This window comes from Mesorhizobium sp. WSM4822 (assembly GCF_055811155.1).
This window is the reverse complement of sequence record NZ_JBVVQM010000035.1, coordinates 1-14,609: the sequence shown is the minus strand read 5'-3', so window position 1 is coordinate 14,609 and position 14,609 is coordinate 1. Positions and strand designations below refer to the sequence as shown.

The window sequence follows — 14,609 nt, the reverse complement described above, 5'->3', positions numbered from 1 at the left end:
GCGACCTTCGGCTACAACGCCCAGACCGGCGAATATGGCGACATGATCGCCATGGGTATCGTCGATCCGGTCAAGGTCGTTCGCACCGCTCTCCAGGACGCGGCCTCGGTCGCCGGCCTGCTCGTCACCACCGAAGCCATGATCGCGGAGGCTCCGAAGAAGGAGTCAGCTGGCGGCGGCGGCATGCCTGGCGGCATGGGCGGCGGCGGCATGGGCGGCATGGGCGGTATGGATTTCTAATCCAGCCTCTATCAGCCTCCAGATACGGAAAGGGCGGCAGCGATGCCGCCCTTTTTTGACCAACTTCTCGGAACCACATCGTCGTAATGGCGCTTGATAACGCACCTCATGTCCGCTCCAGCACCCATCTCGTCCTTTGGCGCTCTCCTTGATGCAGTCAGCAATAGCTGGTACCGGTCACAAGTCTTTCGCGTGCTCTTTTACTGCAAATTCAAGCGCTTGGGTCAGAGTTACCGCCTTGGAGAATAGGAAGCCCTGAGCGGTTCTGCAGCCAAGCTTGTGCAGAATTTGTCGGTCTGCCTCTGTCTCCACGCCCTCGGCCATGACCTCGATCCCAAGCGTCCTACCAAGATCGATCACCGTTTTGACAAGCAGCCGGTCGTCTCGGGACCTTGCCAGACCGCGAACGAAGCCCTGGTCAATTTTCACCTTGCGTATCCGGCTGTCCTTGAGCGATGCCAATGTGGAAAAGCCGGTGCCGAAGTCATCGAGCGCGATGGAGATGCCGGCATGTGAAAGCCGTCCGAGCTTCTCATCCACCCTGTCCGGGTCCACAGGGGATTCTTCGGTGATCTCAATTTCGAACATCGTTGGTGGCAGGTCTTTTGCGGCCAAACCATTCAGAATCATATCGTCGATATCGCCGGCCTCCAGTTCGCGCGGTGAAACATTCATTGCCACACGTACATCACGGCGGTCAGCTTTCAACAAGCCGTCGATAAGAGCACAACAGTCCGCGAATACCGTATGGGTCAGCAGCTGAAGCATTCCGGTTTCGCGCGCGGCTGTGATGATTTCGGGCGGAGAGATGGCGCTATGAATCGGGTGGGTCCACCTCAGCAAGGATTCGAAACCAACCAGGGCCTCGGTATCGAGTCTTACGATGGGCTGGAACCAAGAACTGAGGCTTCTCGTATTTATCGCCGAATGAAGGTCGCGTTCAATGGACTGGCGGCGATGCAGCTCCCTGTCGAGTTCGGCATCGAACAGGCAAAATTCGTTCCTGCCACGACGCTTAGCTGTGTAAAGGGCGATATCCGCCCGCAACAACATTTCTGTCAGCACCGGGCTTTCGGCCAAGTATATTCCTAAAGATGCTCCGATCCGGACGGACGCGACCCCAGGATAGGGGCGAGCAAGTTTGGCTATGATGTTGGATGCCAGAATATTAGGAGAAGGAGAATTTCTGAGCGAGGGGAAAAAAAGCACAAATTCATCGCCGCCGATACGGGCGAGCGTTGAGCCTGCGGGCGCTTCTTGCTCTATCCGGCGGGAGATCATGACGAGCATTTCATCACCCGTCCTGTGACCGTAGGTATCGTTGACAGACTTGAAACCGTCTAAGTCAATCAGCATTGCCACGAAGGGGCCGTCTGTGTTCTCGTACTGACCAATTGCGTGTTCGAGGCCCCGTCTGTTGAGCAGGCCCGTCAAGTGGTCCTCCCTGGAATTGCGCTCCATTTCGGCCGCAAGCCGCTCGGCCTCATGTCTCAGGCGGCTCGCCTCGCGGAAGCGCGCTTGCCCTACAAACGAGCTTCGAACCAAGCCGCCCTCGAAGAGCAGAACCGCAAAAGCCAGAATGTAGTCTTCCAAGTTGGCTTTCGTCAGCAGCCATCCTGCAGTGATAAGGAGTGGCGGTGTGATGAAGTTGATCGCTGCCGCGGAATACGAACTGCCGTATGTTACCGCACCTGCTGAAATCCCCGCCAGAATGATCAGATGCAGCGCCGCTTGGGGTGTTGTGTATCCGGCCGTGAGGACGGCAGGAAAGGACCAGGCAAATCCTGCCACAAGAGCAAGAATGGCAAACCAGCGAAGCCGCTGCGAAATCCATATCAAATCGTCCTGATGACCCGTCTCATTTAGCTGGTAATGGGCTAGTGCAAGGCGCGCGACATTTATCGCATTGACAATCAAGAACCAGACTGCGGCGGCAAAGCCGGCGCCAGAAAGGGCCTGCACCATCAAAATCAGGCCTGATAGGATAGTGCTTATCGGCATCGACACGAAGAGACCGGCCCTCAAATCAGCGAGCTGATCCTGAAGAATTCTGGCATCCAGCGCGTCTTCTTTGTTCAGGGCCATGGATCAGTCAGCTTGCTTTCTGGCCTTCTTCCGGAGCGCAGATTTATGCACCTCCCCCTGAAGGACGGGTTAACGATTCAGCGGGGCATCAGCCTTTTGCGTCGCTCAGCCAATGAGATGTCTGCGGAGAACTACAGCGGTCAAAGGAACGCGGCGTCGTGGTGTCCCATTGGATTCGCCACTAAACTGGGATCTAGGAAGGAGCGGCACGGAAGCTGCGCTGGGCGTGCCGCCGAAGGCACGGCCCCTGCGGCGGGTAATCTTCAGAGGGCGAGGTCAAGCAGCGTTTTGGATGGATGAGATTTCATCGAAGATACTTTCAGCCAAGCCAAGTGCCCGAGCGATCCGATCGCGATAGCCCTTGTCGAAGGGATGGCCAGACTCAATCAGCCTGACCTCCTCTACCGTCAGTCCGCTCGTCACGGCGATCTCCTCGGTCGAATAGCCAAGATGTTCTCGATATGCCTGAATTGCGGGTTTTCCGGTTGAGATTGCAGTAATTACTGTCTCGGGCAGCGCGAAAGGCGATGCAGTCATTTTGCCTCCAAATGCAGAGACCGCCCGTTCGAAGATGCGAAACAAGCGGCGGCCGATGTTGAGATAGGATGCCGAAAAAGCCCGAGCCGGCGGCATCCAAAACGCGACCACTCTCGGCGTGGGAGGCGCTCCGCTAATGCGCGGCCGCCACCGTCTAGATCAAGACCTCATCTTCGAGGATTCCTATATAGCTACAAGAAGACGTTCGCGAGTGCGCCAACTTGATTGCGACCTGTAGAAGTGGACTGTCAGGTCCGACCGTATACGTCATCAAGCCGCACGATGTCATCTTCGCCGAGATACTCGCCGCTTTGGACCTCGATCATCACCAGGTCGATATTGCCGGGGTTCTCGAGCCGGTGTTTGTGACCGCACGGGATATAGGTGGATTGATTGGTGGTCAGGAGCAGCTCCTGGTCGCCGTTGACTATTTTCGCAGTGCCGCTGACCACGACCCAGTGCTCGGAGCGGTGATGGTGCATCTGCAGGCTCAAGCGCCCGCCAGGGTTCACCTCGATGCGCTTGATCTTGAAGCGCTCGCTTTCCTCCAGAATCGTGTAGGTGCCCCAGGGCCGGTGCACTGTACTGTGAAGTAAGTGTGCTTCATGTCCCGCAGCCTTGAGTCCCTCGAAGAGTTTCTTTACGTCCTGGACGCTATCGCGGGATGCGACAAGCAGGGCATCGGGGGAATCCACGATCACCAGGTCGCTGATACCGACGGTGCCGATGACTCTCTTGTCCGAGCTTATGTAACTGCGCACGGTGTCGATCATGTGAACATCGCCGCGAATCCTGTTTCCGTTCACGTCGGCGGCGACCAGTTCAGCCATTGCGTTCCACGATCCAATGTCATTCCACCCCATTTCGCAGGGAACGACGGAGAGATTGTGGGTTTTTTCCATCACCGCTCGGTCGAGTGAAATACGCGGAGCCATGGCGAAGTGCTCAGATGAGAGTTCGATGCTGGCAACATGGTCGCCGTGGCTGACGCGAGCATTCTCGTAGCTAGCGAGAACGGCATCGATCACCTCCGGGCAATGCGCAGCCATTTCGTCGAGCATGACCTGCGCCTTGAAGCAGAAGATGCCGGCGTTCCAAAAGAAGCGTTTGGAGGCGACATAGGATCTGGCGGTCTCGATGTCCGGCTTCTCGACGAAACGGACGACTTTTTCGCCATCGGCCTCGATGTAGCCGAATGCTGTTTCCGGCCTGTTCGGATTTATGCCCAGGGCAGCGATGTGCCCCTGCCGCGCATGCTCTATCGCCCGGCTCATGGCGCTTCGAAAAGCCGGCAGGTCGCCGATGATTTGGTCCGCCGGAAAAATGCACAGGATCGCATCCGGACCCTGTGTTGCCTTGGTGTGGATCGTCGCGGCGGCGACAGCGGCGGCCGTGTCCCGGCCCTCCGGCTCGAGCAGGAAGGTGCGCGGCAGCACAACAGACTCCAGCTCGTTAAAATCGTCTTTCGTGAGGTAGAGGTGGGCCTTGGAGGTCACGGTGACGAGTTCGGCCACCCCCTCTATCGAAACCGCACGCAACACGGTGTGCTGAATGAGCGAATGCCCGTCCGCCACCTTGAGGAAAGGCTTGGGATGCGATTGCCTGGAGGCAGGCCACAGCCGCGAGCCGGCCCCGCCGCTGACAATGACCGGAACCACTTTCATCAAATGCTCCCTATCGTCTGTAACGCGGATGCCAATGCCCTTTTCAGCACCGAGGCGACGATCGCCGTGGCTCTGCTCTCGGTCGAAGCTTCCGAATAGCAGCGCAATTCCGGTGCATTGCCGGAAGGCCGCAGATGTATGATCTCATCTGTGCTCATTCGAACCCTGAGGCCGTCGGTTTCGTCGACTTCGGCTACGGTCCCGAACGGAGCAAGAAATTGCCGCAGCGCGTCGTGGTCTGCGAGGCGATCCATCAATCTGCGCGAAGTTTCCGCAGTGAAGTCTTGAAGGCGTTCGCTCGCGCACGCCGGAAGGTTCCAAAACCCGCGCAGTTGCGACAGCTTCTTCTTTGTCGATGCCATGGTACCGAGAACAGCTAGGATTGGGAGCAGCGAGTCCCGCGTCGGCAGTGCGGTCAGCGTCTTCCCGTTCACCGTGCAATCCGAGCCTAGCAAAACACCGCCATTGGCCTCAAAACCGAGGACGATGCCGGCGGCGCCGCCTGAGGCTTCCATGGCTTCGATGACAAATGGAGAGCCGACCTTCGACCTCCGGACCTCGAAACCAAGAGCTTTCGTGATGCCCGAATTGGAGGTGACTGGCGTCACGACCGTGTCTGCCTTCAGGAAGAGAGCCGTTGCGAGCCCAATCAGGTCGCCGCGAAAAAGATCGCCATTTTCATCAGCGATGAGTGGCCGATCAGCGTCCGCATCGGTCGACACGATGGCATCGAGACCGAATTCGCGGACCCATTTCTTCAATTTTGACATTGTTGCCGAGTCCACGGCTTCGGTATCGACAGGTACGAAGGTTCCGGTTTTCCCGACCGCGATCACGCTGGCACCAAGCGATTGAAGGACCTGTACCAACAGTTCCGCCGCGACCGAACTGTGCTGGTACACACCAAGTCTCATGCCGGAAAGGGAGTCCGGTTCCAGTATGTCATTGGCGCGCTCTCGATAACAGCCGATCGCTTCTTCATGGCGCATAGGCCACGTCGCTCCCAGTGGAGCCGGTGGCAAGCAATATGCAGCTGATCTTTCGCCTACAAAGCGCGTCATCGCGGCCTCATCCGCCTTGGTGATTTCACCATTCGGACCATAGAATTTGATGCCGTTGCGATCGGCTGGAATGTGCGACCCGGTGACCATAAGAGCGGCCGTGCCGTGTCTGCGTGCATATAGTGCCAGGGCAGGCGTAGGTATGGCGCCGCAATCGATCGGCTGAAAACCATTTGCGGCCAACGCTGCCATGCAATTGTTGACTATCGCCTGACTGCTGTCACGTAAGTCGCGGCCTAGGAAGACCGAACTATTCGACTGAACCCGGCTCGAAATCAAACGCCAAGCGAAAGCTTCGGTATAAAGTCCGCTGGCTTTGCCGACCAATTCCGAATCCAAACCTCGAACGCCGCTTGACCCGAATTTCATGACTTCGCTTTGCTGGTGGGCGGGGTGAGTAATGTTGCAGTGCTTATTGAAAGCGCCATCGCTCTCAGCCACCTGCAGTTCAGATATGCGGTTCCAGTAACGGCCGATCAAATTTCAAGATCGATCCAAACAGGAGCTCAGAACGGGAGGTTTCTCGCCACCCAAGGCTACCGGATTCTAGCGGACCCTATGGCTCGCTCTATCACGAGAGCCGTGAGGCCCATTCTGAGGTCCGGCCGGGCATGCACAGTTCTCCTCTTCCATCGGAATCTCTGGCCCGCTCATCTAATGATCTAAGGCAGTGGTTGATTGATCGGCCTGCCGGTATTTCGCTATGCAGCATCATGACAAGTCGGTAAACTTGGTTGTTTGGATTGGATGCATCCATGCCATGGATGGGGCGAGAAAGCCGTCTTGACCAGCATCGTAGAACCCTGCGATTGTAGAGGGCTGGCTGAACATGGCGTGACTTCGGGCGCTAGACCAAGCAATGTCTTGCCCTGCAACGCCTCAAGTCTGGGAAAGTTGTTTCTGGAGTTGCGTTGGATCAAGGCCTATCCCAAACAAGTTGACGCTGTCGTCGTCCCCGTGGTCCACGCCTTCGGCCTTGTCTGCATCCATTCTCTTTTCGGCAACGTAACAGCCGCTTCACTGGAAGCCGATTCGCCACGGGCTTGCCATGCGCCGCTTCAACCGGCGAGAGCGCTGGCTGCAACTCCGTCAAGGAAGCGGTCACCACCGCGAACATGGCGCGCCAAGAGTTCGGCACGAGGAAGCGCAAGGTGCTGATGCCGTAGTGAGCGCCATCGGTTCTGCCCTCGGGCCGATCAATATGAGGGCGCTGCCCTCGATGCGCCTCGCATGCTGCCACCGTCATGGAGCTCGGCTTTGACGCTGTGCTTCTGACACGGCGGTCGCCAAGGGGCCGATCCCGTCGGCATGGCGCGCCCGTTCGGCTCGCGAATGCTCGAAGCGTCCCCTCCACTCCCGTGATCGGCATGGCGGCGTTCTAGCTGATTGTGGACAGCGTTGCCTGGATCCAACGGCTGGTGACGCTCGGCGTGAAGCTGGTGCAGCTTCGCATCAAGACTCTGGATAAGGCCGAGTTGCGGGCTACTGGGCGGCACATACGTCAGCTTTGGCTACGGCTATTCACAGGCTGCTGCGGATCACCTTCGACCACAGTTACATACTAATCTCGATTTGATTGTTGAACCTCGATCAAGAGCAGCAGTTCTGACGTCAAGCTCCTTAACCGATGTCGAAATGAGGTTGGCCTCATGGCACGCGCAAGCGGAGCACCATGGCCAGCCATTGTGCTCCAATCCGTGCGATCTCTGGGCAAACGGACCCTACGAGCTGCCAACAAGAGCCGCCGAGTTGCGTCAGACTGACTCTTTGTTTTTGCTCCACCTCTCCTAAGCCCGCTGCAGTTGTCGCACCGGCTCTGGTCTTGCCGGCTCAGGCCGTGAATGGGTTTCAGACGCCACCGCCATGAAAGCCTGAAGTGCCGCGGAGAGATACTCGTCGCTCCGCGTCACAAAAACAGTCGGCGCCGACCGCAGGTTATCAGGTAGCTGATGTATGATGACCTGTCCGTCGGCTGCCGCATCCTGAACGACCCCCCGAGGTAGCATGGCCATCCCTATCCCGGCGGCGACGCAGCCGATGATCCCGTCCATTGTTCCGAGTTCCATCCAGCGGCCATGCGTCACCCCACACGACGCCAGGAACATGTCCATGCGCCGGCGGTAGGAACAGCCAGATCGAAAGGCGAGAACCTTCAGAGCCGGTGATGCGGCCAAGGCCTTCAGATCCGAAAGCTCGCGAAACCGCGGCGGGGAGATCACAACGAGCTCCTCTTCGACGATCGATAGGCTCTTCAGTTCGGGATGAGCGATGGGACCGGAGACGAACGCGCCATCCAGTTTGCGTGCAACGACGTCGCCGACGAGCTTTTCAGTCGGTGCAGCCTCCACCAGTACGTCGACCTCTGGATATTCTGCAGCATAGCGGATCAGGATCGGCGGAAGGCGAAGCGCTGCAGTGGTCTCCATCGAGCCGATCCTGAGCAAACCGCAAGGCGTACCGCGGTCTGTGACGACGCGCTTGGCTTCGTCCAGAAGCTCTCCGACGCGCTCCGCATAGGGAACGAGCTGAATGCCGGTGGCTGTCAGTGTGACCCCTTGCCTGGAGCGATGAAAAAGCGGAGCACCGATTTCCTCCTCAAGCGATTTTATTCTCGCGGTGACGTTGGATTGCACCGTGTTGAGTACACCGGCAGCCCCTCCGATACTGTTTGCTCTCACAACCGCCTGGAAAAACCTGAGGTCGGCGCTGTTCATCAGCCATCTCCTTTTCAGATGAAAAACATCTGATCTAATCATTTGTCTTAAGTCAAGTGTCGCAATAGCGTCAAAGAAAAATTTCCCGGGAACTTCCTCAAAGCTGGGAGAAGTACAGATGACGATACGAACGCGTCTGACGAAATTTTTCGAAATCGAGCATCCCATCATCCTTGCCCCGATGACACCGGCCGCCGGTGGCGCACTTGCGTCCGCCGTCGCCGACGCCGGCGGTCTGGGCCTGTTGGGTGGGGGATATGCTGATCGTCAATGGTACGAAACAGAGTCGTCGCTTATCACCAATGAACGCGTTGGCTGCGGGTTCATCGCCTGGGCAGTCGAAGCCGACCTTGATCTGTTTGACCGCGCACTTGCGGAGCGTCCGTCCGCGATGATGCTTTCGTTTTCGGATCCGGCGAAGCTCGCGGCACGGGTCAGGCAGGCGGATGTTCCGCTGATTTGCATGATCCACACACTCGAACATGCCAGGCGCGCAATCGACATTGGCGCCGACGTTCTTATTGTTCAGGGGACCGAGGCCGGCGGCCATGGCCTGGTCGCGCGGTCAACCATGCCCTTCGTTCCAGCAGTCGTGGATCTGGTGGCAAAGATTTCGCCTTCTGTCATTGTCGTGGCGGCAGGCGGCATTGCCGACGGTAGGGGCCTGGCCGCTTCGCTGATGCTAGGAGCAGACGGGGTCCTGATGGGAACCAGGTTCTGGGCTACGCGAGAGTCGCTCATTCATCAGGCGGCCAAGGACAAGGTAGTCGCTGCCTCTGGCGACGAGACAATCCGGACTTCCGTCTACGATATCGTCCGTCAGAAGGCTTGGCCGGCGGCCTATACCGGCCGACTGCTCAAAAACGGCTTCATCGACAAGTGGCACGGGCGGGAAGAAGAGCTGCGCACACTGCATTCCGAAGAATTGTCGAAAGTCGAGGCGGCATGGGCCTCTGGCGACTATGACACGGCCAACGTGACTGTCGGTGAGGCGGTGGGCCTCATCAACGATCTGCCATCGGCGAAGGACATCGTCCGCCGAACGGTGCGCGAGGCAAGCGAAAGACTTGGCGTCTACGCATTCGATCAGCGCATCGCGAACTGAGTACCACGGCCCTGAAGAAGAGGGCCGACCGCTTCCAAAAACATAAAAGGGGAACCGCAGCATGCAACAGCTACAGGAAAGGGGCGACTCCGCCCCAAAAAAACCAGGTATCTGGATCGTCGTCCTTGCATCAAGCGCCGGCACCGTCATCGAGTGGTACGACTTCTATCTTTACGGAAGTCTGGCGATTTTCTTCTCAACGCTCTTCTACCCTGCCAATGAACCCACGGCAGCTGTTCTGATCAGCGTCGCTACCTTTGCCACGGGCTTCCTCGTGCGCCCATTGGGAGCCCTGCTGTTCGGCAGCATCGGCGACCGCGTCGGACGTAAGAGCACGTTCTTGATGACGCTCATTCTGATGGGCATTGCGACCGCGCTCGTCGGCGTCTTGCCAACCTTTGAGACTGCGGGATATTTCGCTCCGATCGCTCTTGTGGTCCTTCGGCTGATCCAGGGATTGGCGATCGGCGGCGAATACGGCGGCGCCGCCGTTTACGTTGCAGAACACGCACCGGCGAACCGGCGCGGGTTCTTCACGAGCTTTATCCAGACAACGGCAACCGTCGGCTTTTTTCTCGCGATTGTTGTCGTGCTTACGTGCCGGCTGTCGCTCGGCGAAGAGCTCTTCAAGCAGTGGGGTTGGAGAATTCCCTTCTTGCTATCATCCGTTTTGATCGTGCTGTCCCTTTATCTGCGCCTCAAGCTTAGCGAATCCCCGGTCTTCGAGGAGCTTCGTAAAGGCGGGAAAACCGCAAAGAGCCCAATCCGTGAGAGTTTCGCCACCGGTCATGGCGTGCGTTATGCAGCCTTTGCACTGTTCGGGGCGACTGCGGGCTTGGGGTGCGTCTGGTATACAGGCCAGTTCTACGCACTGTATTTCATGCAAAGCGTGCTGAAGCTTGACTTCCTGACAGCGAACCTTTGCCTTGCTACTGCTTTGATGATCGGAACGCCCCTCATCGTTTTCTTCGGCGCCTTGTCCGACCGGATCGGCCGCCGTCAGTTGATTGTCACCGGTTTCATTCTTGCAGCCGCGTTCTATGTTCCAATCTATCAGGGCATCGCCGCCGCCGCCGCTGCCCAGAACTTCGTTTTGGTAACAGCGCTGATCGTCGCCCAACTCGTTTTCGTCGGATTGGTCTATGGCCCCATGGCAGCTTTCCTCGTCGAGCTCTTCCCGGCGAAGTTGCGCTACACCTCGCTCTCGCTGCCCTATCACGTCGGCACAGGCGTGTTTGGCGGCCTTGTTCCCCTCGTCAGCCTGTCGCTGGTTGCCTACACGGGCAACATCTATGCGGGCCTGGCCTATCCCATTGCGATCGCGATCATGAGCGCAGTCGTAAATGTTCTCTGGTTCCCCTGCGCGCTGCCTGGGGAGCCAGAGGCTGCCCCAACCGGGCTACCTGCGAGGGCAATCTGAAATCTTCACGGGGACGCCGAGTGCGCGCCCCCGCCCTCTTTGCTATTTCAGAGGACGACCCATGCCGCTGATAAAAATAACCTTCTGAAGGGCCGATCGCCTGGGGAGCAGGAAAAGATCCTCGACTGCATCCATGAGGCGGTGGTCAGAGCTTTCCAAGTACCGCCCGCCGATCGCTATCAGATCCTGATCGAACACCAGAGAGCGCGTATGCGCGCGGAGGATACCGCCTTGGCCTTTTTCGCAGCGACAGGCTGATCATTATCGAGGTGATCTCGCGAGCGCGGTCAACTGACCACAAACAGGGCCTTCTATCGTTTCGTTGCAAGAGGGCTTTTTGGATGTGTGTGCGATCGACCTGCAGATGTTGTGGTCAGTATCGTAGAAAATGGTGACGCGGATTGGTCCTTCGGCCTTGATCGAGCTCAATTCATAACCGCGAGCTTCGCGGAAATTACGCATCGCGGCGGTGAAAGACGTCAATAGCTGATGCCAGTCCGACACGGCCGGCCATCAGCTTTGACGGCGCAAATTCCAAACAACAAGGAGAGAGAGAGCAGTTATGAAACAACTACACCGAACCGTTGCAGCGTCACTGGGAATGCTGATGACAACTTTTTTAGTTTCGGCGCAAGCCAAGGAGGCCATCATCAAGTTCCAGGTCGAAGGCCAGACAATCGTAGGCACGATGGTCACGCCTGATGATGTCGCGAATCCTCCCGTCATCCTGATGCTTCACGGTTTCACCGGCAGCCGCAACGAATGGAGTTCAGGGGCGGTGAAGGAAGGCCTGTTCGGGCGTGCCGCGCCGGTGCTCGCAAAGGATGGTATCGCTTCGCTTCGGATCGATTTTCGCGGCAGCGGCGAGAGTGACGGCAAATTCCAAGACATGACCGTCGAAACCGAGATAACGGACGCACAAGCGGCGCTCGACTTCCTATCGACAAATGACAGCGTTGACGGCAAACGTATTTCGTTGATGGGAATGAGCCTAGGCGGTGCGGTCACGACAGCAGTTGCCGGCCGGACGAAAACGCCTTTAAAGTCTGTCGTGCTCTGGAATCCCGGCATCAATCTTCCGGCAGCGTTCATCTCCATATTTGGCGAGAAGCAGATGGCGGAAGCTGTGACAGTGGGCGATAAAGTCTATCCGGCCAAGCGCGTCGGAGATGGGAAGGAAATTCCTTTGAAAGGCCGCTTCTTCGAGAGCCTCTACGCGGTGCAGCCTGCCGGCGAAATCTCGCGCTACAAGGGGCCGCTGTTCCTCGCGGTGGGCACGCGCGATAGCATCGTCTTTCCCCAACCCGTTCTCGCCAAGTCGTTGCTGGCTTATCACGACGGTCCGGAAGAACTGTGGGCTGAACCCGTTGATCATGGTTTCGGCGTTGAACAGAGTGCCAAGACCGTGGACAAGCTGATCTTAGCGACAGTCGCCTTCCTAAAGTCCAACGGCGAATAGCCTGCGCGTCGAACGGCGCTCACTCGGCCGCCAATGCCGCCGGATTGGCGGCCTCCAAGCGAAGGCGGTAACGCTCGCCTGTCGGTTATCCTTCATGCAGGATGCCTGCCCGCGTGAACCTGCCCGGTTCCCGAGTACATCCGCCCCATGACGACCGTAAGAAAAATACGAGCTGATCGTGGGCCGCTCGCTGGCTGAAGACGGCGCGGCTATTATCGCGAGCTACAACGGCGTACTCGCGACTCTCTCAAGAAGCACCCAATCACGATATTACCTTCGATACCGGTAGTTGGGAAGAAGTCCGGTCGCAGGCGGAAATGATCGCAGGCGAGCGAGCATGTTCTCGACTGGTTCCATATTCCATGCGCAATGGAAGCTGCTTCCTTCCGCGTCAACCCGATCCTGCCCTCAATTGCGCACAGGATTGCCGGCCGGCGTCGCCATCGTCGAGCGCGCCGGGCCTGCGATGCTCGAGATGCTTCACACCGGTACGAGGGGAGCACCAGGTTTTGGGGTGGTCAAGCCGCGCGGATCATTTCGCCGTTCTCGCGATTGTCGTTCGCCGGGGTACCATTGCCGGAAGCTCGACCGCATGGCCATCCAAGTCTGCGTGCGGGTTTTCAGCGAAGATGTTTTGCAAAGTCTTCGGTAACCAGGCGCATGGCACGGCCTCTGGTATTTTCGCCGGAGAGTTCAGATGTTCAAGGGCCGCCATTTCGACCAGTCCGCCATTCTGCTTTGCGTTCGCTGGGATCTTCCTACGGCTTGAGTCTTCGAGATTTGAAGGAATGATGGCCGACCGCGGCATCAGTATCGCCGGTTATGGCCATGGTGCAGCGACCGACCTCACGACCGGCGCTCCGGCCGGTGACGCGCGTGCCGCGGTCGTGACCGGTCTCTCAGCGCGAGCAAGCGAACGCGTCATTGAAGCGCAGATCGAGTCGAGAGCTCACTTGATGAGCGACGAGTGGAAGCATTCATGGCCATTGGTGAGAGCTTTGCCAAGGCGAGACGGTGAAGCATACCAATGGTGAATGTGTTCGCGATGCCGTCCACGGCAATTCGGTAGAGGGCTTCAACGCCCGCTTCCGCCGTACCATCGCCGGCGTCTTTCATCATATCCCTCCAGCATGCCGACCTGTATTTCCACGAGGTTGGCCTCCGACGGCCACATCGTGTTATCCGGGAGCGCCGTTCGGCAAGGCATGGTCTAGAAGTCTTGAGGACCATGTGGTCGCGCGTGCCGCCGGCGCTGCAGCTACTGAGCGTTTTCGCGCTGCCACGGGGCGTCAGGCGCTGAAGCCTGGGGTGGAGGAATCATTAACAAATCAACCGTAACTGCCTTTGGTTCTAAATGCCTCGCGCGTTTTGAGCAGTTCTTGTCCCGACCCCATCATGCGAGCATCGTGTGACCTTTTGGCAAAGCGAGAGGCATCCCACAGTTGGGGCACTCGGCTGCTGCGGGTCACCTTCGACGGCGGCCACGCTTACTGATCTCGATTTGATTGTTGAACCTCGGTTCTTAAGAGCAGCAGTGCTGACCTCAAGCTTTTTAACTGATGTCGAAATGAGTTTGGCCGCACGGCACGCGCAAGCGGAGCACCCTGGCCAGCCATTGTGCTCCAATCCGTGCTGTTTGCTCTCACACCCGCCCGGAAAAACCTGAGTTCGGCGCTGTTTATCAGCCATCTCCTTTTCAGATGAAAAACATCTGATCTAATCGTTTGTCTTAATTCAAGTGTCGCAATAGGGTCGACGAAATTTCCGGGAACATTGAAGGAAAGCCAAGCCATGCGCCAAGCAGCGCCCCGCTTTGCACTCGATCACATGGCGACGGCCGGACTCGACGTCAGGGCACTTTTCGCTGTTGCCCGTGACCAGGGCCTGACCGATGTCCAGATCCGCAGCCAACCGTACAGCAATGCTATTGCACGCGGCATGCCGGCGGCGGACGTCCGGGCTGCCGCCGGCGAAGCAGGCGTTGGGATCATTTCCATCAATGCCTTGCAGCGCTTCAACGAGTGGACACCCGCCCGCAAGACAGAGGCGAGCAGGCTCGCCGATTATGCGGCGGCCTGCGGAGCCGAGGCGCTCATGCTAATGCCGGTCAACGACGGCTCCTGGCCCGCGAATGGCGAGCGCAGGGGCGATCTCCGCTTTGCCTTGAAGGCGCTCAAGCCGATCCTCCAGTCGCGCGGCCTGATCGGTCTCATCGAGCCGCTGGGCTTCCAGACCTGCTCACTTCGATCGAAGAACGAAGCGGCTAAGGCCATTGCCGCCATTGATGGCCAGTCCGTCTTCCGCCTCGTGCACGACACATTTCA

Annotated in this window: 11 protein-coding genes and 3 pseudogenes; 9 read left to right on the top strand and 5 right to left on the bottom strand. The window is 58.1% G+C overall.

Annotation, left to right across the window (positions count from 1 at the left end):
• Nucleotides 1-240 (top strand): TCP-1/cpn60 chaperonin family protein (locus AC0L3E_RS33655; protein WP_473606774.1); only part of this gene is annotated, 240 nt, incomplete at its 5' end.
• Nucleotides 241-417: 177 nt separating this feature from the next.
• Here the strand turns inward: AC0L3E_RS33655 and AC0L3E_RS33650 are convergent.
• The 4 genes from AC0L3E_RS33650 to AC0L3E_RS33635 form a co-directional block, all read right to left on the bottom strand.
• On the bottom strand, nucleotides 418-2,325 hold the full coding sequence (locus tag AC0L3E_RS33650) for a putative bifunctional diguanylate cyclase/phosphodiesterase (RefSeq protein ID WP_473606772.1): 1,908 nt from the start codon (nucleotides 2,323-2,325) through the stop codon (nucleotides 418-420).
• 276 nt (nucleotides 2,326-2,601) lie between these two features.
• The gene (locus AC0L3E_RS33645) at nucleotides 2,602-2,862 is read right to left on the bottom strand and encodes a helix-turn-helix domain-containing protein (RefSeq protein ID WP_473606771.1); all 261 of its coding nucleotides are present in this window, start codon (nucleotides 2,860-2,862) and stop codon (nucleotides 2,602-2,604) included.
• Nucleotides 2,863-3,110: 248 nt separating this feature from the next.
• Nucleotides 3,111-4,526, bottom strand: coding sequence for a mannose-1-phosphate guanylyltransferase/mannose-6-phosphate isomerase (locus AC0L3E_RS33640; RefSeq protein WP_473606770.1), 1,416 nt, complete (start codon nucleotides 4,524-4,526; stop codon nucleotides 3,111-3,113).
• Entirely contained in the window at nucleotides 4,526-5,956 is a 1,431-nt protein-coding gene (locus tag AC0L3E_RS33635) for a phosphomannomutase (protein WP_473606775.1), read from the bottom strand. Before AC0L3E_RS33635 ends, AC0L3E_RS33640 begins: the two co-directional genes overlap by 1 nt.
• Nucleotides 5,957-6,969: 1,013 nt before the next feature.
• On the opposite strand from AC0L3E_RS33635, the pseudogene AC0L3E_RS33630 reads away from it, so the two are divergent.
• A pseudogene (locus AC0L3E_RS33630) lies at nucleotides 6,970-7,071 on the top strand (thiamine phosphate synthase); the annotation flags it as partial.
• Nucleotides 7,072-7,374: 303 nt separating this feature from the next.
• Here the strand turns inward: AC0L3E_RS33630 and AC0L3E_RS33625 are convergent.
• Nucleotides 7,375-8,301, bottom strand: coding sequence for a LysR family transcriptional regulator (locus AC0L3E_RS33625; RefSeq protein ID WP_473606768.1), 927 nt, complete (start codon nucleotides 8,299-8,301; stop codon nucleotides 7,375-7,377).
• A gap of 118 nt (nucleotides 8,302-8,419) precedes the next feature.
• On the opposite strand from AC0L3E_RS33625, the gene AC0L3E_RS33620 reads away from it, so the two are divergent.
• The 7 genes and pseudogenes from AC0L3E_RS33620 to AC0L3E_RS33590 all read left to right on the top strand — a co-directional run.
• Nucleotides 8,420-9,406, top strand: coding sequence for an NAD(P)H-dependent flavin oxidoreductase (locus AC0L3E_RS33620; RefSeq protein WP_473606767.1), 987 nt, complete (start codon nucleotides 8,420-8,422; stop codon nucleotides 9,404-9,406).
• A 61-nt stretch (nucleotides 9,407-9,467) separates the two neighbouring features.
• Nucleotides 9,468-10,826 carry an MFS transporter gene (locus AC0L3E_RS33615; RefSeq protein ID WP_473606766.1) on the top strand — a complete coding sequence of 453 codons (1,359 nt, stop codon included), beginning with the start codon at nucleotides 9,468-9,470 and terminating at the stop codon, nucleotides 10,824-10,826.
• A gap of 39 nt (nucleotides 10,827-10,865) precedes the next feature.
• Nucleotides 10,866-11,084, top strand: coding sequence for a tautomerase family protein (locus AC0L3E_RS33610; RefSeq protein WP_473606765.1), 219 nt, complete (start codon nucleotides 10,866-10,868; stop codon nucleotides 11,082-11,084).
• A 349-nt stretch (nucleotides 11,085-11,433) separates the two neighbouring features.
• A complete protein-coding gene (locus AC0L3E_RS33605) occupies nucleotides 11,434-12,285 on the top strand; it encodes an alpha/beta hydrolase family protein (RefSeq protein WP_473606763.1) in 852 nt (283 codons plus the stop codon).
• A 697-nt stretch (nucleotides 12,286-12,982) separates the two neighbouring features.
• A pseudogene (locus tag AC0L3E_RS33600) lies at nucleotides 12,983-13,100 on the top strand (IS6 family transposase); the annotation flags it as partial.
• A gap of 27 nt (nucleotides 13,101-13,127) precedes the next feature.
• Nucleotides 13,128-13,634: pseudogene (locus AC0L3E_RS33595) on the top strand (transposase); the annotation flags it as partial.
• Between the two features lie 442 nt (nucleotides 13,635-14,076).
• Nucleotides 14,077-14,609, top strand: a 533-nt coding sequence (locus tag AC0L3E_RS33590; protein WP_473606762.1) for a TIM barrel protein, incomplete at its 3' end; no start/stop codon positions are given.